Source organism: Bradyrhizobium icense (assembly GCF_001693385.1).
Classification (GTDB): Bacteria; Pseudomonadota; Alphaproteobacteria; order Rhizobiales; family Xanthobacteraceae; genus Bradyrhizobium; species Bradyrhizobium icense.
This window is the reverse complement of sequence record NZ_CP016428.1, coordinates 7,247,420-7,267,162: the sequence shown is the minus strand read 5'-3', so window position 1 is coordinate 7,267,162 and position 19,743 is coordinate 7,247,420. Positions and strand designations below refer to the sequence as shown.

Below are 19,743 nucleotides of genomic sequence, written 5' to 3'. Positions count from 1 at the left end.
GTTTGGTCATCTGTTTCCACCCCGCACTTCTTCGAAGCGGCGGGTGGGAGGAAGTATGAAAAACAAGATCACCGGCCGCTCCGCATTCCTGGCGCTGCTAAAGGACGAGGGCGTTACGCATCTGTTCGGTAATCCCGGCACCACCGAACTGCCGATCATGCACGCGCTGAAGGACCATCCCGACCTCACCTATGTGATGGCGATGCAGGAGAGCCTGGTCGTCGCGATGGCCGACGGTTTCAGCCGGGCCTCCGGCAAGCTCGTCGCCTGCAACGTGCATGTCGCGCCCGGGCTCGGCAACGCCATGGGCTCGCTCTACAACGCCAGCTTCACCGGCACGCCGTTGATCCTGACGGCCGGCCAGCAGGAGCAAGGCCATGGTCTGACCGAACCGGTGCTCTATGGTCCGCTGGTGCAGATGGCCGCGCCGCTGGTCAAATGGGCCGTGGAGGTGACGCGGCTGGAGGACCTGCCGCGGATCGTGCGCCGTGCCGCCAAGATCGCAACCACGCCACCGACGGGACCGGTGTTCATCTCGCTGCCGGGCGACATCCTCAATGCCGAGGCCGGCATCGAGCTCGGCCGCTCGACCCGCGTCGATACGCGCGTCAAACCATCGGAGGAGTCGCTGCAGGCGCTCACCGCGCGCATCCTCAAGGCAGAGCGGCCCGTGATCATTGTCGGCGATGAGATCGTAAAAAGCGATGCGTTGCAGGAGGCCGCTGAACTCGCGGAAACGCTGGGTTGCCCGGCGTACCAGTCGCCGACGCCCTATGGCGCGCATTTCCTGTCGGAAAGCCCGTGCTTCATGGGCGCGCTGGCGCGCATCCAGAAGATCGCCCGGGACGCGCTGTCGCCGTACGATCTCATCATTGCGCTCGGCGGCGATCCCTTGCGGATGTCGGTCTACAGCGAAGTCGATCCGTTGCCGGATGGGCTGTCGATCGTGCAGGTCGGTCTGGTCGACCACGACCTCGCCAGGAATTACGGTGCAGACATCGCGCTCAAGGCCGATGTGCGGGAAACCTTGCGCGCCTTGGTGCCGGCTCTAAAGGCCGCCGGCGGCAGCGCGCTCCAGGCGCGCGCGAGCCAAGGATTGGATGCACTCGCCTCGAAGAACTGGACGGCGCGGCGCCGGCCGCTGGTCGACCAGATTTCGAAACATGCCGAGACCTCGCCGATTGATCCGGACTGGCTGGCGCTACAGGTGGTCGAGGCGATGCCCGACAACGCCATCCTGGTCGACGAAGGATTGACGTCGTCGCGGCAGATAATCGCGCTGCGTCCGCATCGCGACCGCTACGGCTATCACGCGCTGGCTTCGGGCGGCATCGGCTGGGGGCTGCCGGCGTCCGTCGGCGTCAGCCTCGCCAATCCGCAGCGGCCGGTGGTCTGTTATTCCGGCGACGGCAGCTCGATGTACTCGATCCAGTCGCTGTGGACGGCCGCAAACCACAAGCTGCCGCTGACGTTCGTCATCATCAACAATGGCGGCTACCGCATCATCAAGCAGCGGCTGCTCGCCTTCCACGGCGACGATCACTACGTCGGCATGGATTTTGTCGATCCGCCGGTGGACTTTGCCGGCGTTGCGAAGTCGCTGGGTCTTGAGGCAACGAAGGTGACCAATCCCGGTCAGTTGAAGTCGGTGTTGTCGTCGGCCTTCAGCCGCCCCGGCGCGAAGCTGATCGAGGTCATGGTGAGTAATTCGGTGAATTAGAAGCGGTCATTCCGGGGCGATGCAAAGCATCGAACTATGGTGCGCAATTGCGCACCTGAGAATCTCGTCGTTCCGGGTCTGGTCCTTCGGACCATCCGGGAACGACGAAGCACTACTCAGCCGCCTTTGCCTGCATGCCGATACCGACTCGCCGGATGCTGCTCCGTCAGCCGCGCGCTGCCTGTGCCGAACAGCTTCTCGCGCAGCGTTCCCTTCGCATATTCGCTCTTGTACCGGCCGCGCTTTGTCAGTTCCGGCACCAGCATGTCGGCGATATCCTCGAAGTCGCCGGGCGAGGTGGCGAACGCGACGTTGAGGCCGTCGACGTCGGTCTGCTCGAACCAGGCCTCGATATCGTCGGCAACCTTCTCGGGCGTGCCGACCACGACCGGCCCGGCGCCGCCGATGCCGACATGCTCGACGACTTCGCGCACGGTCCAGACCCTGTCCGGATCGGCGCGGGTGACGTTGTCGAGCGCGGTGCGGCCGGCGTCGTTCTGGACATGGCGCACTTTCTGGTCGAGGTCGTAGGTCGAGAAATCGACGCCCATCCAGCCTGACATCAAGGCCAGCGCACCCTCAGTCGCGATGTGCGCCCGATAATCGGCGTATTTCGCTTTTGCTTCCGCCTCGGTGCGACCGAGAATGATCGTCATCATCGAGAACATCAGGATTTCCGCCGGGTTGCGTCCAATCTCCTGCGCCAGCGCGCGGATTGCCGCCACGCGCGGCCCGATGATCTTTGCAGATGGACCCGACATGAACACGCATTCGGCATGTTGGGCGGCGAATTTTCGACCGCGCGGGGATGTACCGGCCTGGTACAGCACCGGCGTCCGCTGCGGCGACGGCTCGCTCAGGTGGATTGCGTTGAGCTTGTAGTTGGTACCTTCATGCACGATCCGATGCACTTTCGACGGATCGGCAAAGATGCCGCGCGCGCGATCGCGCAGCACGGCGTCGTCCTCCCAGCTTCCTTCCCAGAGCTTGTAGACCAGCTCCATATATTCATCGGCAATGTCGTAGCGGTCGTCATGCGCGGTCTGCCGATCCTTGCCGGCGCCGCGGGCCGCGCTGTCCAGATAACCGGTCACCACGTTCCAGCCGACGCGGCCATCCGTGAGATGATCGAGCGTCGACATTCTCCGCGCAAACGGGTAGGGCGGCTCGAAAGAGAGATTGCTGGTGACTCCGAAGCCGAGATTCTGCGTCACCGCCGCCATCGCCGGAATCAGCATCAGCGGCTCGTTGGCCGGCGTCTGCGCGGCATTGCGCAACGCGGCGTCCGGGCTGTTTCCGAACACGTCGTAGACGCCAAGCACATCGGCAAGAAACAGCCCGTCGAACCGGCCGCGCTCCAGCGCTTTCGCCAGATCGAGCCAATAGGGCAGGCGGTTGTAGTCCAGCGTGCGGTCGCGCGGATGGGTCCAGAGCCCCGGCGATTGATGCGCCACGCAGTTCATGGCGAAGGCATTGAGCCGGATTTGTTTTGTCATGACGCGAACCTCGCAGTGCGCAGTTCCCTCGCGCATTAGCCCGGTTAAACGCCGGGCGGTTGCCTGAAATTGTTGCATCCTGGCTGCGTTTAGCAAGGCCCCTTCGAAAGGCCCTGCCACTTCCAGCGGGCGACTTATCCCGATAGGTTGCGGCCCCAACACGTTAGCGAACAAAGGAAAGAAATATGGCTGATAGAGCCGACGCGATTGCGCGGGTACGCGAGCATCTTCATTCCGGCGCGTTTCTCGCCGAGCTCGGCCGCCGAGTAGGATTTCGGACCGAAAGCCAGAATCCCGGCAGCGGCGAGGCATTGCGCGCCTATCTCGTCGACGACCTCCAGCCGGCCTTCGCCGCGCTCGGTTTCTCCACCCGCCTGATCGAATCGCCGACCGGTAAGGGCCCGTATCTGCTGGCGGACTATCGCGAGGACGCCTCGCTGCCGACCGTGCTCACCTACGGCCACGGCGACGTGGTGGACGGCATGGAGGGCGAATGGCGCGACAATCTCGATCCGTGGCAGGTCACGACCAAGGGGGCGCGCGTCTACGGCCGCGGCACCGCCGACAACAAGGGGCAGCACAGCATCAACCTTGCGGCATTGCGCGCCGTGCGCGAGACCCGTGGCGGCAAGCTCGGCTTCAACGCCAAATTCATCATCGAGACCGGCGAGGAGATCGGCTCGCCCGATCTGCGGCAGGTGTGCGAAGCCCATCGCGATGCGCTGAAAGCCGATCTGTTCCTGGCGTCCGACGGGCCGCGGCTCTCGGCCGATCGGCCCACGATTTTTCTTGGCTGCCGTGGCGGCAACCGCATCCATCTCGATGTCAACTTGCGCGAAGGCGGCCACCATTCGGGCAATTGGGGCGGCGTGCTCGCCAATCCCGCGACGATCCTTTGCAATGCCATCGCCAGTCTCGTCGACGGCAAGGGGCGGATGAAGCTCGATGCGCTCAAGCCGCCACGGATCTCGAACGCCGTCCGCGCGGCGCTTGCCGATGTGAAGGTCGAGCCGACCGCGGACGAGCCGGCGCTGGCGCCTGACTGGGGCGAGGAGGGGTTATCGCCGGCGGAGCGGCTGTTTGCCTGGAATACGCTGGAAGTGCTGGCGATGTCGTCGGGCAGTATCGAGAAGCCGGCCAACGCGATTCCCGGACGCGCCAATGCCGTGCTGCAGCTCCGCTTCGTCGTTGGCACCAAGTATGAAGAGGTCATCGACGCCGTGCGCACGCACCTGCACGCCAATGGCTTTCCCATGGTGGAAGTCAGCGGCACGCAGCGTTTCGCCGCATCGCGCACCGACGTCGACAGCCCCTGGGTGGATTGGACTGCGAACTCGATTCGGCAGACCACCGGCAAGGCTCCGGCGATCCTGCCGAATTTCGGCGGCTCGCTGCCCAACGACGTGTTCGCCGAAGGGTTGGGTTTGCCGACGATCTGGGTGCCGCATTCCTATCCCGGCTGTTCTCAGCATGCGCCGGACGAGCACATTCTGCTGCCGGTGACTGAGGAGGCGCTGGCGATCATGGCGGGCCTGTTCTGGGACCTCGGCGAAAGGCCGCCAGGTACGGGCGTGCGGCGCTAGGCCTCTTCATCCAGCGCGACCAGCTCTCGCTTCTTGCGCAGCGCCGGCAGCAACGGCGCGACCAGCAGCACGACCGCGAACAGCAGGCAGGCGGCCGAGATCGGCCGCTCGACGAAGGTCATCAGATCGCCCTGGGAGAGGATCAGCGACTTGCGCAGATTGTTCTCCAGCATCGGTCCGAGCACGAAGGCCAGCACCAGCGGCGCCGGCTCGTAGCCGAGCTTGCGCATGAAATAGCCGATCACGCCGAACGCGATCATCACATAGACGTCGAACACGTTGTTGCTGGAGCAATAGACGCCGATGATCGTGAACAGGATGATCAGCGGGAACAGGATGTTGTAGGGCAGCTTGAGGAGCTGGACCCACATGCCGATCATCGGCAGGTTAAGCACCAGCAGCATCAGGTTGCCGATATACATGCTGGCGATGATGCCCCAGAACAGACCTGGGTTCTGCGTGATCATCAGCGGACCCGGCTGCAGGCCGTGAATGACGAACGCGCCGAGCAACAGCGCCATCACCACATTCGGTGGAATGCCAAGCGTCATCAGCGGAATGAAGGCGCCGCCGGCCGCGGCATTGTTGGCGGCCTCGGGGCCGGCTACGCCCTCGATGGCGCCATTGCCGAACCGCTCCGGCGTCTTCGATAGCCGCTTTTCCAGCGCATAGGACGCAAAGGAGGAGATCACCGCGCCGCCGCCCGGCAGGATGCCGAGGAGGAATCCGAGAATCGTCCCGCGCGACATCGGGCCGACACTGACTTTCCAGTCCTCCCGGCTCGGCAACAGATGCGTGATCCTGGTGTTGATGACGTCGCGTTTGATGACCTGCTCGGTGTTGAGCAGCACCTCGGCGACGCCGAACAGGCCCATCACCACGGGAACGAGGCCGATGCCGTCGATCAACTCTATCCGGCCGAAGGTCAGGCGCGGCTGCGCGGTGATGCTGTCGAGCCCAACCACGCCGAGCACGACGCCGACGCAGGCCATAAGCAACGCCTTCGCCATCGAGCCCTGCGTCAGGAAGGTCAGCACGACGAGGCCGAGCACCATCAGGCTGAAATACTCGGCCGGTCCGAACGCGATCGCAACGCTTGCGAGCTTGGGCGCCACCAGCATCAGTGCGACCAGCGCGAAAGTGCCGGCGATGAACGAGCCGAATGCGGAGATGCCGAGCGCCGGGCCGGCGCGGCCTTTCTTGGCCATTTGGTGGCCATCGATGCAGGTGACGACGGAAGCGGCCTCGCCTGGAATGTTGACCAGGATCGAGGTGGTCGAGCCGCCATACATCGAGCCGTAATAGATGCCGGCCATCATGATGATGCCGGATTCCGGCGTCCCCGACAGCGTGATCGGGAGCAGCAGCGACATCGCCGAGATCGGGCCGATGCCCGGCAGCACGCCGACGAGGGTGCCGATGAAGACGCCGATGAAGCAGTAGATCAGGTTGACCGGTTGAAGCGCGACGCCGAAGCCATGCGCGACGTTGATGAGCGTGTCCATGGTTCGGTCAGCCGATTTCGAAGATGCCGGAAGGCAACTGGATCAGAAGCAAACGTTTGAGGATCCACCACATGCCGAGCGGGACCAGTAGCGCGATCGGAATGGTGATCTGCCAGCGCACCGGATCGACCAGGCGCAACAGCAGTACCATCAGGGGGATCGACGACAGCAGAAAACCGAACGTATTGAGCGAAAACGCGAACGCGATGAGGCAGGCGATGATGATCACCGGCTTGGTCCAGCGCGTGTTCTCCCAGCGCGAACCGAAAGTCGGCCCGCCCTCGGTCAGAGCCGCGATAATGATCGCGGCGGCGAACAGGCATATCAGGATGCCGGTATAGAACAGCACGAATCCCGCGCCGGGATCGTTGACGGTGCCGAGCTTCAATTTGAGCCCGGACCAGACGACAAAGCCGCCAAGTGCGAGCCCGATCAGCCCGCCCCACAATTCGGAATTGTTGAGGCGGAATTTGACGTCGCTGTCGTTACTCATAGATCACTCTCTCAGCCGTTCCCCGGACGCAGCGCAGCGCCGTTAGCGTTTACGCGCGTCTTGACGCGCTATGGCGGTGCGCTGCAGAGCCGGGGCCCACGATTTTTAGGCGATATGGGTCCCGGTTCTGCGAAGCAGCGCTGGCGCGCTGCATCGCGCCCGGGCCACGGCGGTGTTCAGTTCGTCTTCTTTGCCAGGCCGAGCTTGTCGACCACCTTGCGCTCGGACTCGGTGACCTCGACGACGAACTTCTTGTAGTCCTCGGTGTTCTTGTAGTTCGGTACCATGTCGAATTTGGCAAGCGTGGCGACGACAGCCGGATCTTCCAGCGCCTTCTTGAAGGCGTCGTGCAGCTTGGCGACGATCTTCGGGTCCATGCCTTTCGGGCCCGCGATGCCGAACGGGGAGTCGTAGACCATGGGATAGCCGAGTTCCTTGAGCGTCGGCACGTTGGGATAGTTCGGCGAGCGTGCCGAGGTCCATACCATCAATAGCCGCAGCTTGCCGGCATCAACCAGCGGCCGCCAGCCGGTTGAATCCGCCTGCAGCATGGTGTGCTGGCCCAGCACCGCGGCATTGGTCTCCGCGCCGCCCTTGAACGGCACCTGGGTCAGCTTGATGTCGGCCATCGAGGCGATCTGCTCCATGCCGATATGCAGTGATGTGCCGGCGCCCGGCGTCGCATAAGTCACCTTGCCGGGATTCTGCTTGGCGTAATCGACCACATCCTTCCAGGTCTTGAATTGCGACTCGGCGCTCGTGGTGACGCCGAACGTGTAGCCGGTGAGGTGAACGATGTAGGTGAAGTCCTTGGCCGGATCCCACGAGACTTCCTGCATCAGCGGCAGCCGAAACACCGTGATCGGAATCTGCGCGATGGTGTAACCGTCGGGCTTGGCGCCTGCCGCCATGGTGGCAGGCCCGACAGTGCCGGAGCCGCCGGCCTTGTTGTCGACGGCGATCGGCTGGCCCAGAACTTTCGAAGCGCTCTCGGCGATCGCGCGCATCGAGATGTCGGTCGAACCGCCCGCCGGCCAGGGGACGATCAGCGTGATCGGCTTGGTGGGATATTCTTGCGCGCCGGCGGCTGCGGATATCAGCATGAAGGCAGCAATGGCGGCCGCGAAATGGCTACGTCTGAACATATGCAACTCTCCCCTGCAGCTTCCCTTGATACGAGAGCCGCTCGTTTCTTCCCAGGCTCGATCATCCCTGAAATTACCGTGGAAGAAAAGCTAATTGGGAGACCGGGCCCGGCCCGTCCGTGCCGCAACAAGCTGGAAATGGCGCATGCGACAATTTGGTCTGCGGCGGCATCCCGGATGACGGAATTTGGCCGTCGCACCGTGGGATGCTTGTGCAATCACGGCCCGACCCGGAGGGGGCGGCCCGTTCGTTGGCAACGTATCGACCATTTGGCAGCGCAGGGCAAACGCTCTGGTCGCGGTGACCGAGGGGTTGCAACCGATCATGTCCGCCGTCAGCCGCGGCGCTGCCGTACGACAGCGTCCAGCCCAGCATGCCATGTCCTGAATTGATGAAGAGGCTGTCGATCGGCGACCAGCCATTGATCGGCCGGCTGTCCGGTGTCATCGGACGAAGCTCGCACCAGGGCTCGACGTCATCGGCTGGTCGATCCCGTGGCTTGGTTAACGGAGGGCACTGTGGCGGCTTCCGGCCGGAAGCGGATGGTCCCGATCGGCGGCGACAAATGGGCGTTGCCTTTGTCTTTAGTCGCATTCAGGGGCCGAATGCATGATGGTCAACGGGCGCTAAATCTGTTTTGGTCCGAATTGTGCAGGCATAGTGCCGGGCACGCCGGAGGCGGTCTTGCCAAGGGTCTTGCCAGGACAGGCTCGAGACCGCCGGCCAAACGGCCCGGCAAGTTGCTGAGTTAGGGTGGATGAGCAATCATCTGAATTCCTTTGGAGGGAGAAGTCACGTGAAACACCGTCAGATTATCGGCTGTCTGCTCGCGGGTGCGTTGTGCACCACCCCGGCGATGGCGCAGGAACTCACCGGGACGCTGAAGAACATCAAGGACACCGGCGCCATCACCCTCGGCTACCGCGACTCGTCGATCCCGTTCTCCTATCTCGACGACAACCAGAAGCCGATCGGCTACGCCATGGACATCTGCTACAAGATCGTCGATGCCGTGAAGAAGGAGCTCAAGCTCGACAAGCTCGAGGTCAAGCTGAACCCGGTGACGTCGTCGACCCGTATCCCGCTGCTCGCCAACGGCACCATCGATCTCGAATGCGGCTCGACCACGAACAATGTCGAACGCCAGAAGCAGATTTCCTACACCAACACCCACTTCCTGACCGCGAGCCGCTACGTTTCCAAGAAGGCGAGCAAGATCAATTCGATCGACGACCTCAAGGGCAAGTCGGTGGTTTCCACCGCCGGCACGACCAATATCAAGCAGCTCACCGAGGCCAACGCGGCGCGCAGCCTCAACGTGAACATCATCCCGGCGAAGGATCACGCCGAGGCGTTCCTGATGGTCGAGACCGACCGCGCGGTGGCCTTCGTGATGGACGACATCCTGCTCGCGAGCCTGGTTGCCGGCTCGAAAGCGCCGAATGATTACGTCATCTCCAAGGATGCGTTCTCCAAGCCCGAGCCCTACGGCATCATGCTGCGCAAGGACGATCCGGCCTTCAAGAAGGTGGTCGATGCGGCAACAGCCGCGCTCTACACCGGCGGCGAGGGCCAAAAGATCTACGACAAGTGGTTCACGCAGAAGATCCCGCCCAAGGGGCTGAACCTCAACACGCCGATCAGCCCCGAGCTGAAGAACGAATTCGCCAAGCCGTCGGACTCGCCGGATCCGGATTCGTATAAGTAAAAAGTAAATCCTCATGGTGAGGACGCGCGTCAGCGCCGTCTCGAACCCATGAGGTCCCACTCGGGCCTCCATCCTTCGAGACGCCCCGCAATGCGGGGCTCCTCAGGATGAGGAACTTCTAGCAAGATAGTCCGGCCATTTTTGCAATGAAAATGGCCGGACATTTGCATAGGCATTAGCGGTCAAGAGCGTCAGCGACCAAAGGCTTTATCGGCACTTTCGGGGACAAGGTGCAGCGTGAACTATAACTGGAACTGGCACATCTTCTTCGAGCCGAACCCGACAGGGGCGGGCACCTATCTCGACATGCTGGTGTCGGGACTGCTGCTGACCATCAAGACCGCGCTGCTGGCTTGGGTCATAGCGCTGATCTTCGGCACGATCATTGGCATTCTGCGTTCGCTGCCGTCGAAGACCGCGTCCTGGATCGGCTTCGGCTATGTGGAATTCTTCCGCAACATGCCGCTGCTGGTGCAGTTATTCCTCTGGTTCTTCGTGTTGCCGGAGCTGCTTCCGCGCGGCGCGGGGCTGTGGCTGAAGCAGATTCCCAATGCGCCGTTCTGGACGGCGGCGATCGGGGTCGGGTTGTTCATGTCGGCGCGTGTCGCCGTGCAATTGGCCGCAGGCATCGCCTCGCTGCCGCGTGGACAGAAGAATGCCGCGACCGCGCTCGGGCTGACGACGGCGCAGGGCTACCGCTACGTGCTGCTGCCGATGGCGTTCCGCATCATCATGCCGCCGCTCACGTCCGAATTTCTCAATACCGTGAAGAATACATCCGTCGCGATCACCATCGGCCTGATCGAACTGACCGGCCAGGCGCGGGCGATGCAGGAATTCTCGTTCCAGGTGTTCGAGGCCTTCACCGCCGCGACCGTGATGTATCTCGCGATCAACATCGTCGTCGTCACCGGCATGCGCTTCCTCGAACGCAGCCTGGCGATCCCCGGCTACATCACGGGGAAATAGCGATGTTCGACAATCTCGATTTCGATGTCATCCGCCGCTCACTGCCTTATCTGTTTCTCGACGGCATGACCTTCACACTGATGCTGACCGGGTTGTCGGCGCTAGGGGGCTTGATCTTCGGCACGCTGATCGCGCTGATGCGGTTGTCCGGCTACAAGCTGCTCGGCCGCATCGCCGGGCTCTATGTCGACTTCATGCGCTCGCTGCCGCTGGTGCTTGTCATCTTCTGGTTCTACTTCCTGGTGCCCTATATCGGCCAGTGGCTGACGGGTGCGTCGCGGCCCATTCGCGTCGGCGCGTTCACCTCGTCGCTCGTCACCTTCATCATGTTCGAGGCGGCGTATTTCTCCGAAATCATGCGCGCCGGCATCCAGTCGATTTCCAGGGGCCAGCCGGCCGCGGCAAGCGCGCTCGGCCTGACCTACAGCCAGTCCATGCGCTACATCGTGCTGCCGCAAGCGTTCCGGAACATGCTGCCGGTGCTGCTGACTCAGACCATCGTGCTGTTCCAGGACACCTCGTTGGTCTACGTGCTGTCGATCCCGGATTTCCTCGGTGCCGCCAGCAAGGTGGCGCAGCGCGACGGCCGGCTGGTCGAGATGTATCTGTTCGCGGCGGCGGTCTATTTCGTGATTTCCTGTGTCGCGTCCTATGGCGTCCGGCGCCTGCAGGCACGCATTGCTATTGTTCGGTGAGAGCATGATCCGGAAAAGTGGAAACCGGTTTTCCTCGGGACAAACGCGAAGCGTTTGCCCGGAGATCATGCTCAAAAGGATAGGTTCATGATCGAAATCAGCCACGTCAGTAAATGGTACGGGCCGAGTTTCCAGGTGCTGAAGGACTGCACCACCAGCGTCGCCAAGGGCGAGGTGGTGGTGGTATGCGGCCCGTCAGGCTCGGGAAAGTCGACGCTGATCAAATGCGTCAACGCGCTGGAGCCGTTTCAGGAAGGCCAGATCATTCTCGACGGCATCAAGGTCAACGATCCCAAGACCGATTTGCCAAAGCTGCGCGCCCGCGTCGGCATGGTGTTTCAGCATTTCGAGCTGTTTCCGCATCTGCGCATCATCGAAAATCTGTGCCTGGCGCAGGAGAAGGTGCTGGGCCGCTCGCATGACGAGGCCGTGGCGAAGGGTGAGAAGCTGCTCGACCGTGTCGGGCTGCAGGCGCATGCAACCAAGTATCCGGCCGAACTGTCCGGCGGCCAGCAGCAGCGCGTCGCGATTGCGCGGGCGCTGGCGATGGATCCGATCGCGATGCTGTTCGACGAGCCGACCTCGGCGCTCGACCCCGAAATGATCAGCGAGGTGCTCGACGTGATGGTCGACCTTGCCCATGAGGGCATGACCATGATGGTCGTCACCCACGAAATGGGCTTTGCCAGCAAGGTCGCGCATCGCGTGATCTTCATGGACAAGGGCGAGATCGTCGAGGACGCGCTGAAGACGGATTTCTTCGGCAGCCCGCGCAGCGAGCGCGCGCAGAAATTCTTGTCGAAGATCTTGTCGCATTAACTTCGCCGTCATTCCGGGGCGCCTCGCAGAGGCGAACCCGAATCTCGAGATTCTCAGGTGCGCAATTGCACACCATAGTTCGATGCCGCGCATCGCCCCGGAATGACGGCTAGAGTTCCGCGCTATAAAGAATGCGGATAACATTCGAAACAACCGTTTCGCTTTTTCCTCCAGGAGACTCTACTTTGGAACAGATCGCTTACGTCAACGGCTCATTCGTCCCCCTTTCAGAGGCGAAGGTCTCGATCCTCGACCGCGGCTTCCTGTTTGCCGACGGCATCTATGAAGTTGCAGCCGTGCTCGACGGCAAGCTGATCGACAATGCCTCGCATCTGGCGCGGCTGAAACGCTCGGTCGGCGAGATCGAACTGGCGCTGCCGGAGACGACGGAGCGTATCCAGGAGATCCAGAAGGAGCTGGTCGCGCGCAACAATCTGGTCAACGGCATGGTCTATCTGGAAGTAACGCGAGGCGCCGACACCGGCCGCGACTTCGCGTTTCCGAAGAACGTAAAGCCGACCTTGATCATGTTCACCTCAACCAAGGACATCATCAACGCGCCCTCGGCCAGGACCGGCATCAACGTGATTACGGTGCCCGACCTGCGTTGGGCCCGCCGCGATATCAAGAGCGTCGCGCTACTGGCGCAGGTGCTGGCCAAGCAGGCTGCGGCGGTGGCCGGCGCCGGCGAGGCCTGGATGATCGAGGATGGCAAGGTCACCGAGGGCGGCTCGTCGTCATGCTTTATCCTGACCCAGGATGATGTCATCGTGACGCGGCAGAACGGCAGCGAGATCCTTCCCGGCTGCACCCGCAAAGCCGTGGTCGCGCTGGCTGAAGAGCGCCAGCTTCGCGTGGAGGAGCGCGCCTTCTCGGTCGAGGAGGCGCTGGCCGCCAAGGAAGCCTTCGTCACCAGCGCCAGTGTGTTCGTACAGGCCGTGGTGTCGATCGACGGCAAAAAGGTCGCCGACGGCAAGCCCGGCCCGATGACCAACCGCCTGCGCGAGATCTATGTCGAGTTCGCCAAGGCGACGGCCGTGTGACACCCTGGATGTCGTCGCCACGCTGCTGATGGCGCGGTGACATCAGCAGGAACGCTCGCCTTCCGCAAGGCGCCGCGGCAGGACGGCGCGAAGCGGGTGTTGCCGGCGGCGGGTGAATTTCAGCCAACGCATGAAGTGGCCTCTCGTTATTCTGCAGCCGCCTGCGGCCGGGTCTTCCAGGCGCTGGCGGCAGGCCGCTTCAGGCCGAGATTCTCGCGCAGAGTCTTGCCGGCGTAATCCTTGTGAAACAGGCCGCGGCGCTGCAATTCCGGCACCACATGTTTGACGAAATCGGCGTAGGAGCCCGGCACGATGGTGGCCGCGATGACAAAGCCGTCGCAGCCACGCTCAATGAACATCTCCTCTAACTTGTCCGCGATCTCCTTCGGGCCACCGACGATCGCGTCCTGCACCTGGCCGCGGCCGGAGAAGGTGACGAAATCGCGCGCGCTGGGATTGATCTTGCCCGAATTCTTGAGCACGCCGTCGCGAATGCCCAATATGCCCTGCATGCTCTTGAGCTCTTCCGACGTCAGCGGCTCGTCGAGCGGCTTGGCGGCGAAATCGTAGTTCAGCGCTTCTGCAAGCAGCGACAGCGCGTCGATTTCCAGCGGCAGCTTGTTGATCAGCGCCATCTTGTCCTCGGCCTCCGCCCTGGTCGCGCCGCAAACCGGCGTGGTGAGGTTGCAGAGGAACATCTGGTCGGGATCGCGGCCGGCTTTCGCCGCTTCGTTGCGAACCGCCGCATAGCCTTCCTTGGCGGCGGCCACATTGCGTGCGGCGGTGAAGATCACCTCGCCCCATCGCCCCGCAAATCGCTGGCCGCGGCCGGACGCGCCGGCCTGGATGATGACGGGGTGGCCCTGCGCCGAACGCGGCACGGTGAACGGGCCGCGTGACTTGAAGAACTGTCCCTGGTGGTCGAGCCGCTTCACCTTGGCCGGATCGGCGAAGCGGCCCGTCTTCTTGTCCATGATCAAGGATCCGTCTTCCCAGGTGTCCCAATGGCCGAGTACGACTTCCATGAATTCGTCGGCGCGATCGTAGCGGAAATCATGTTCGAGATGAGCGTCCTTGCCCATGTTGTGGGCCTCGCCATCATTGAGCGAGGTGACGACGTTCCAGCCGGCGCGTCCGCCCGACATCAGGTCGAGGGTAGCGAAGCGCCGTGCGACGTCGAACGGCTCGTAGTAAGTCGTCGAACACGTCGACCCCAGGCCGAGCTTCTCGGTGACCATGCTCATCGTGGTCAGCACGATCAACGGATCCATCTTGACGCAGCGGATGCCGTATTCGACGGTATGAGCGTGGTCATTGCCGTAGCGGTCAGGCATCGCCAGGCGGTCGTCGAAGAACGCCATGTGAAACTTGCCGGCTTCGAGAATCCGGGCGATCTCCTGGTAGTAGTCGACCGACATCGAATCGTCACGCGATTCCGGATGCCGCCACGAACTCGGCAGGTTGGTGCAGTTCTGCGCCTGCAAAAATCCCACCAGCGCCATTTGCCGTGTCATGCCGTTCTCCTTGTGCGGGCAGGATTGGATTTCATTTCAGGTCGAGTTCGGCGGCGAGTTTGTGGTCGGTGGCGAGTGCCTTCAGTTTTTCCCACGTGTCGTCCTCGACCTCGATGCCGTCGCGCCGGCGCTGCTGCTCGCGGATATGTTCGATCTCACCGGGATAGAACACGCCTCAAATTGCGCGCCGATGCGCGTGAGACGATCGGCCTGGACCGTCGTCATTAGGAATTTCCTCACCTTGAACGCCCGCGCGATAGCGGGTCTTGCTTGTTGCCGCGGCCGGCATGCTCTCAAAGCATCAGCGGCAGGGCAAGCGTGGAAATATCCCGTTAGGCATGCTGTCAGCACGGCCCTCACGTATCAGGATTTTCATCCTGCAAAATTCGAAAATTACTTGCGGTAGGCGACGCGTCCCGGCCGGCGCGCGCCAGCGGTATGGCTGACAAATCGTGAATGGCCGTAGTTCTCCGGAGCGGCGCCGTTCGTCGTTGGTCCGACATTTACTCTGAATCGCAACTCCCGGTCGCCAATAACGAGCATTTAGGCCTGCTGCACGCATAAAATCCGCGGGCAGCCCGGCGCTGCCGGAAGGGAGCTTGGGGACGGTGAAGACCGATATCGCGCGCACACTCGCGGCGTTGAATGCGACCAACGAAGCGATTCTGTACGCAAAATCGCCCGAAGAACTGTATGCCAAGGTTTGCGAAGCCGCGTTCTCGGTCGGCGACTTCCTGGCCGTGTCGGTCTTCCTGCTGGAAAGCGAAACCAGTCTCCTGCGCTTCGCCGCCGGCTGCGGCGATGACGTGCCCCGCCTGCGCAGCATCGACATTTCGATCGTGGCCGGCACGCCAGAGGGATCGGGGGCTGCCGGAAACGCGTTCCGCGATCGGCGGGTATGCGTCATCAATGATTTTCTGAACGATCCGCGCTCGTTGGCTTGGCGCGAGGGCGCCAAGGCCAACCAGGTGGGTGCGGCGGCAGCGTTGCCGTTGATCTGCAATGGCCACAGCGTCGGTGTGTTGTTGGTCTCACGCCGTGAGGCGCACTCGATCGACGCACAGCTCGTCTCGATGCTGGAGCGTGTGTCGGCAAACATTTCGTTTGCACTCGACAATTTCGACCATGAAGCCGCGCGCAAGAACGGCGAGCGCGCGATGCGGCGGTTGAACCGGATGTTCGGCGCCATCAGCGCGACCAACGAGGCCATTCTTCGCGCCAAGACCGAACAGGATCTCTATCAGCGCGTTTGCGACGCAGCGGTATATAGCGGCAAATCCGCGGCCACCGTGGTCCTGCTTGCAGAGCCGGATTCGATCTGGTTGAAGCCGGCCGCCGGGACAGGCGCAATCGTCGAACAGATCATGCGTGCGCCGTTCTCGATCGACGCGGGCAACCCGTATGGGACGGGTGTCTGCGGCAAGGCATTCCGGACCCAGCAGCCGGCCGTCAACAACGACATCCTAAACTCGTCACAGGGGCAGCCTTGGCATCAGGCCGCCCGCGAGACGGGCGTTACCGCCTGCGTCGCCGTTCCCCTGATCAAGGCGGATGAGAGTATCGGCGTGCTGCTGTTCTTCGTCGGAAGGCTGTGGGCGGAGGATGAAGAGATCGTCGCGCTGATGGCGCGCATTGCGGAAAACGTCTCGTTTGCGCTGGAAAACTTCGAGCGCGCCAGCGAGAAGGCGCGGGCCGACGCCCAGAAGCAACGTTTGGGACGCATGCTGGCGGCGCTCAGCGCCACCAACGAAGCGATCGTCCGTGCTACGTCGCGGACGGAGCTGTTCGAACTCGTGTGCGAAGCTGCCGCGAACGGCGGACGATTCAACTCGACCAGTATCCTGTTGGCCCACCCCGACAGCCACGATATCGATCTGGTGGCCGTTGCGGGACCGACGGCAAACAACATGCGGCGGGTCAAGGTCTCGACCAACGCGGATCTGCCTGAAGGGCGCGGTCTCTGCGGCAATGCGTTCCGCTCCAGGCGAGCTTGCATCGCCAACGACTTGCGGGCCGATCCCCGAGGATCGGCATTTCGTCAGTTCATTCACAGCGATGGCGCTATGTCGGGCGCTGCATTTCCGCTGCTCGTTTCCGGTCAACCCGTCGGCGTGATGTTCTTCATCTCGTCCGAGAAAGACACCTTCACGCCCGAATTTGCCGAACTGCTGCAGCGGCTCACGGAGAACGTGTCGTTCGCGCTGGAGAATTTCGACCGCGCGGACGAGAAGGCGAGGACCGAAAGTCAGAAAGAGCGCCTGACGCGGATGTTCGCTGCTTTGAGCAGGACCAATGAAGCCATCATGCGGGCCAAGTCCCGCACCGAGCTCTTTGATCTCGTGTGCGACGCTGCAGCAGATGGCGGCAGGTTCACGTCGACCACCATTGCGCTGGCCACTCCGGCCAGCGACCTTCTCCGAATCGTGGCCGCCTCGGGCCCGGCAGCCGAGACGACGCGGCACGTCAGGCTGTCGACGGATGAAAGCCTTCCCGAGGGACGGGGGCTCAGCGGAACGGCGTTTCGAACCAGGCGTCCATGCATCACCAATGATTATGTCAGCGACCAGCGCGTTGCCGCCTTCCAGGCCGTCGTAGGTAGCTATGGCGCTCAGTCAGGCGCCGCCTTTCCCCTCCTGGTGCGCGACGAGCCAGTTGGCGTCATGATTTACATGTCCTTGGACAAGGACACCTTCACCGGCGAATTCGTCGAACTGCTGCAGCGGTTGGCCGACAACGTGTCATTTGCGCTGGAGAATTTCGACCGTGCCGACGACAAGGCGAGGACCGAGGTGCAGAAGGAGCGCTTGACGCGCATGTTGGCGGCGCTGAGCGCGACCAATGAGGCGATCATCCGCGCGACCTCCCGGTCGGAATTGTTCGATCTGGTGTGCGAGGCCGCGGCCAACGGCGGCAAGTTCACCCTGACCTCCATCGTGTTGAGGAATCCCGACAGCGATTATCTCGACGTTGTAGGTGCCGCCGGTCCGACTGCCCTTAGCGCGCGTCTGGCAAAGATATCGGCCAGTGAGGCGCACCCGGAGGGACGTGGGCTGTGCGGTCAGGCGATCCGTTCCCAGCGGGCCTGTATCATCAACGATTACCTTGCTGATCCCAATGCCGAGGCGTTTCACCACAGAGCGCGCCTTGACGGCACGAATTCCGGCGCTTCATTCCCACTGCTGGTACACGGGAAAGCCGTCGGCGTGATGTCTTTCATGTCGCTCGAGAAGGATACATTTACGCTCGAATTTGCCGAGCTGTTGCAGCGGCTCGTCGACAACGTGTCCTTTGCGCTGGAGAATTTCGACCGCGCGGACGAAAAGACCCGCGCGGACGAGCGGATCGAGTACCTGGCCTCGCACGACAGCCTGACCGACCTGCCGAACCGGGAGATGTTCAACGGCATGCTTCGCCGCGCGATCGACGCCGCCGCGCGCTACCAGCGGCAGTTTGCGCTGCTGTTCATCGATCTCGACAGGTTCAAGGTCATCAACGACTCGCTGGGGCACGACGCCGGCGACATGCTGCTGGTGGAGATCGGCGGCAGGCTGCGCCGCGCGCTGCGTTCGAGCGATGTCGTGGCACGGCTCGGCGGCGACGAGTTCGTGGTCATTCTGGAAGAGACGGCCGAGCCCCACGAGGTCGAGCGCATTGCCGGCGAGCTTCTCTCCGTACTGAGCCAGCCGCTGCAGCTCAGCGGTCACGAATGCCATACCACCGCCTCGATCGGGATCGCGATGTACCCCTCTGACGGTGCCGACATGCAGACGCTGACCAAGAACGCCGACATGGCGATGTACCTCGCCAAGGAAGACGGCAAGAACGGCTTCCGCTTCTTCACCAAGGAGATCAAGACGCAGTCGATCGAGCGGCTGACGCTGGAGAGCGCATTGCGCCGCGCACTGGAGCGCGACCAGTTCTCGCTGCACTACCAACCCAAGATCGACATGGAGAGCCGTCAGATCACCGGCGTCGAAGCGTTGTTACGCTGGAATCATCCCGCGCTCGGCTCGGTATCGCCGGGGCAATTCATCCCGCTCGCCGAGGAAACCGGGCTTATCGTTCCGATCGGCCGCTGGGTGCTCAGGGAAGCCTGCGCCCAGAACATGGCCTGGCAGCGCCGCGGCCTGCGGCCGGTGACGATGGCAGTCAACCTGTCGCCGCGGCAATTCGCCGACCCACATCTGCTGCACGATGTCGACGAGGCGCTGTTGGCAAGCGGCATGTCGCCGGTGCTGCTGCAGCTCGAAGTCACCGAAAGCATGGTGATGCGGAATGTCTCGCGCGCGATCAAGATTCTCGACGCGATTCAGAGCCGCGGCATTCGCCTTGCGATTGACGATTTCGGAACCGGCTACTCGTCGATGTCGCTGATGAAGCAGTTCCCGATCGATACCATCAAGATCGATCGCTCCTTCGTTCGTGACCTGCCTGTCGATTCCGAAGACCAGGCCATAGCGCAGGCGATCATCAGCATGGGCAAGGCGCTCGGCATGACCGTCATTGCGGAGGGCGTCGAGACCGTCGAGCAGGAGGCGTTCCTGCGCAATCACGCCTGCGATGAGATGCAAGGCTTCTTGTTCTCGAAGCCGCTCCCTGCAAAGCAAATGGCTGATCTGCTTCGGGCCGAACCGCGGCTCGCCTCGCCGCCGCTGCAGCCGGAGGCCGGGTCAGGGTTGAAACGCACCGTCGTCTGACGGCTGCGGGTGCAACTCACGCACGAGCTTTGCGTCGGGAGCGTCAGCCTTGCGGGGAAAATCGTCCGGCCAGGGCAGGGACGTTTGCCCCGCGAAAGCTCTAAGAAGGAGCTCTGCCGCGGCGGCATACGTCGCCTGGTTGGGCAGGCCAAGCTCGGCACTCCATTCCGCCGGCAGGGATTGCGGCGCGCTGCGCAACTCCATCGCCGGTCCCCACCACCATGCCGGGGCGGGCGATCGTTCGGTTTCGGGAACAGCCCGCCAGCGCGCGTATTCGCCGATCAAGCGTTCGAACTGCAATCGCGCCGCCGGATGCATCCCATCTCCTCTCATCAGATGATATCCGCATCCGCAC

General features: G+C 62.7%; 15 protein-coding genes. 8 read left to right on the top strand and 7 right to left on the bottom strand.

Annotated elements, in window-relative coordinates; translation table 11 throughout:
- The first annotated feature begins 55 nt into the window (after positions 1–55).
- Positions 56–1,720 (top strand): thiamine pyrophosphate-binding protein, encoded by a 1,665-nt coding sequence (locus LMTR13_RS33725; RefSeq protein ID WP_065731516.1) that lies wholly within the window; start codon positions 56–58, stop codon positions 1,718–1,720.
- Positions 1,721–1,836: 116 nt separating this feature from the next.
- Here LMTR13_RS33725 and LMTR13_RS33720 read toward each other — a convergent pair whose 3' ends face one another.
- A complete protein-coding gene (locus LMTR13_RS33720) occupies positions 1,837–3,216 on the bottom strand; it encodes an LLM class flavin-dependent oxidoreductase (protein WP_065733186.1) in 1,380 nt (459 codons plus the stop codon).
- Positions 3,217–3,401: 185 nt separating this feature from the next.
- Between LMTR13_RS33720 and LMTR13_RS33715 the strand changes: the two genes are divergently transcribed.
- Positions 3,402–4,799: a M20 family metallopeptidase gene (locus LMTR13_RS33715; RefSeq protein ID WP_065731515.1), complete on the top strand. Its 1,398-nt coding sequence runs from the start codon at positions 3,402–3,404 to the stop codon at positions 4,797–4,799.
- Here LMTR13_RS33715 and LMTR13_RS33710 read toward each other — a convergent pair.
- From LMTR13_RS33710 to LMTR13_RS33700, 3 genes are all read right to left on the bottom strand, one after another.
- Entirely contained in the window at positions 4,796–6,304 is a 1,509-nt protein-coding gene (locus LMTR13_RS33710; RefSeq protein ID WP_065731514.1) for a tripartite tricarboxylate transporter permease, read from the bottom strand. The two genes, LMTR13_RS33715 and LMTR13_RS33710, sit on opposite strands and share 4 nt — an antisense overlap.
- A 7-nt stretch (positions 6,305–6,311) precedes the next feature.
- A complete protein-coding gene (locus LMTR13_RS33705) occupies positions 6,312–6,797 on the bottom strand; it encodes a tripartite tricarboxylate transporter TctB family protein (protein WP_065731513.1) in 486 nt (161 codons plus the stop codon).
- Positions 6,798–6,973: 176 nt separating this feature from the next.
- Positions 6,974–7,942 carry a Bug family tripartite tricarboxylate transporter substrate binding protein gene (locus tag LMTR13_RS33700; RefSeq protein ID WP_065731512.1) on the bottom strand — a complete coding sequence of 323 codons (969 nt, stop codon included), beginning with the start codon at positions 7,940–7,942 and terminating at the stop codon, positions 6,974–6,976.
- Positions 7,943–8,799: 857 nt separating this feature from the next.
- Here LMTR13_RS33700 and LMTR13_RS33695 point away from each other — a divergent pair.
- The 5 genes from LMTR13_RS33695 to LMTR13_RS33675 all read left to right on the top strand — a co-directional run bounded on the left by LMTR13_RS33695 (position 8,800) and on the right by LMTR13_RS33675 (position 13,177).
- A complete protein-coding gene (locus LMTR13_RS33695) occupies positions 8,800–9,651 on the top strand; it encodes an amino acid ABC transporter substrate-binding protein (protein ID WP_236843519.1) in 852 nt (283 codons plus the stop codon).
- Between the two features lie 237 nt (positions 9,652–9,888).
- Positions 9,889–10,620: an amino acid ABC transporter permease gene (locus tag LMTR13_RS33690; RefSeq protein ID WP_065731510.1), complete on the top strand. Its 732-nt coding sequence runs from the start codon at positions 9,889–9,891 to the stop codon at positions 10,618–10,620.
- Positions 10,621–10,622: 2 nt separating this feature from the next.
- Positions 10,623–11,315 carry an amino acid ABC transporter permease gene (locus LMTR13_RS33685; protein WP_065731509.1) on the top strand — a complete coding sequence of 231 codons (693 nt, stop codon included), beginning with the start codon at positions 10,623–10,625 and terminating at the stop codon, positions 11,313–11,315.
- An 87-nt stretch (positions 11,316–11,402) separates the two neighbouring features.
- On the top strand, positions 11,403–12,134 hold the full coding sequence (locus LMTR13_RS33680; RefSeq protein WP_065731508.1) for an amino acid ABC transporter ATP-binding protein: 732 nt from the start codon (positions 11,403–11,405) through the stop codon (positions 12,132–12,134).
- Between the two features lie 185 nt (positions 12,135–12,319).
- The gene (locus LMTR13_RS33675) at positions 12,320–13,177 is read left to right on the top strand and encodes a D-amino-acid transaminase (protein WP_065731507.1); all 858 of its coding nucleotides are present in this window, start codon (positions 12,320–12,322) and stop codon (positions 13,175–13,177) included.
- 146 nt (positions 13,178–13,323) lie between these two features.
- Here LMTR13_RS33675 and LMTR13_RS33670 read toward each other — a convergent pair whose 3' ends face one another.
- Both LMTR13_RS33670 and LMTR13_RS41425 read right to left on the bottom strand, forming a co-directional pair.
- On the bottom strand, positions 13,324–14,691 hold the full coding sequence (locus tag LMTR13_RS33670; RefSeq protein WP_065731506.1) for an LLM class flavin-dependent oxidoreductase: 1,368 nt from the start codon (positions 14,689–14,691) through the stop codon (positions 13,324–13,326).
- Positions 14,692–14,722: 31 nt separating this feature from the next.
- Positions 14,723–14,863 (bottom strand): hypothetical protein, encoded by a 141-nt coding sequence (locus LMTR13_RS41425; protein WP_236843219.1) that lies wholly within the window; start codon positions 14,861–14,863, stop codon positions 14,723–14,725.
- A 436-nt stretch (positions 14,864–15,299) separates the two neighbouring features.
- Here LMTR13_RS41425 and LMTR13_RS33665 point away from each other — a divergent pair, with 436 nt between their 5' ends.
- A complete protein-coding gene (locus LMTR13_RS33665) occupies positions 15,300–19,388 on the top strand; it encodes a sensor domain-containing phosphodiesterase (protein ID WP_065731505.1) in 4,089 nt (1,362 codons plus the stop codon).
- Here LMTR13_RS33665 and LMTR13_RS33660 read toward each other — a convergent pair.
- Positions 19,362–19,706 carry a hypothetical protein gene (locus LMTR13_RS33660; RefSeq protein ID WP_065733185.1) on the bottom strand — a complete coding sequence of 115 codons (345 nt, stop codon included), beginning with the start codon at positions 19,704–19,706 and terminating at the stop codon, positions 19,362–19,364. The genes LMTR13_RS33665 and LMTR13_RS33660 overlap by 27 nt on opposite strands.
- Positions 19,707–19,743: the final 37 nt, after the last annotated feature.

Excerpts from the sequence above, each read along its gene's own strand:
- LMTR13_RS33725 (WP_065731516.1), top strand. The coding sequence starts at position 56 with ATGAAAAACAAGATCACCGGCCGCTCCGCATTCCTGGCGCTGCTAAAG.
- LMTR13_RS33720 (WP_065733186.1), bottom strand. The coding sequence starts at position 3,216 with ATGACAAAACAAATCCGGCTCAATGCCTTCGCCATGAACTGCGTGGCG.
- LMTR13_RS33715 (WP_065731515.1), top strand. The coding sequence starts at position 3,402 with ATGGCTGATAGAGCCGACGCGATTGCGCGGGTACGCGAGCATCTTCAT.
- LMTR13_RS33710 (WP_065731514.1), bottom strand. The coding sequence starts at position 6,304 with ATGGACACGCTCATCAACGTCGCGCATGGCTTCGGCGTCGCGCTTCAA.
- LMTR13_RS33705 (WP_065731513.1), bottom strand. The coding sequence starts at position 6,797 with ATGAGTAACGACAGCGACGTCAAATTCCGCCTCAACAATTCCGAATTG.
- LMTR13_RS33700 (WP_065731512.1), bottom strand. The coding sequence starts at position 7,942 with ATGTTCAGACGTAGCCATTTCGCGGCCGCCATTGCTGCCTTCATGCTG.
- LMTR13_RS33695 (WP_236843519.1), top strand. The coding sequence starts at position 8,800 with ATGGCGCAGGAACTCACCGGGACGCTGAAGAACATCAAGGACACCGGC.
- LMTR13_RS33685 (WP_065731509.1), top strand. The coding sequence starts at position 10,623 with ATGTTCGACAATCTCGATTTCGATGTCATCCGCCGCTCACTGCCTTAT.
- LMTR13_RS33680 (WP_065731508.1), top strand. The coding sequence starts at position 11,403 with ATGATCGAAATCAGCCACGTCAGTAAATGGTACGGGCCGAGTTTCCAG.
- LMTR13_RS33670 (WP_065731506.1), bottom strand. The coding sequence starts at position 14,691 with ATGACACGGCAAATGGCGCTGGTGGGATTTTTGCAGGCGCAGAACTGC.
- LMTR13_RS33660 (WP_065733185.1), bottom strand. The coding sequence starts at position 19,706 with ATGCATCCGGCGGCGCGATTGCAGTTCGAACGCTTGATCGGCGAATAC.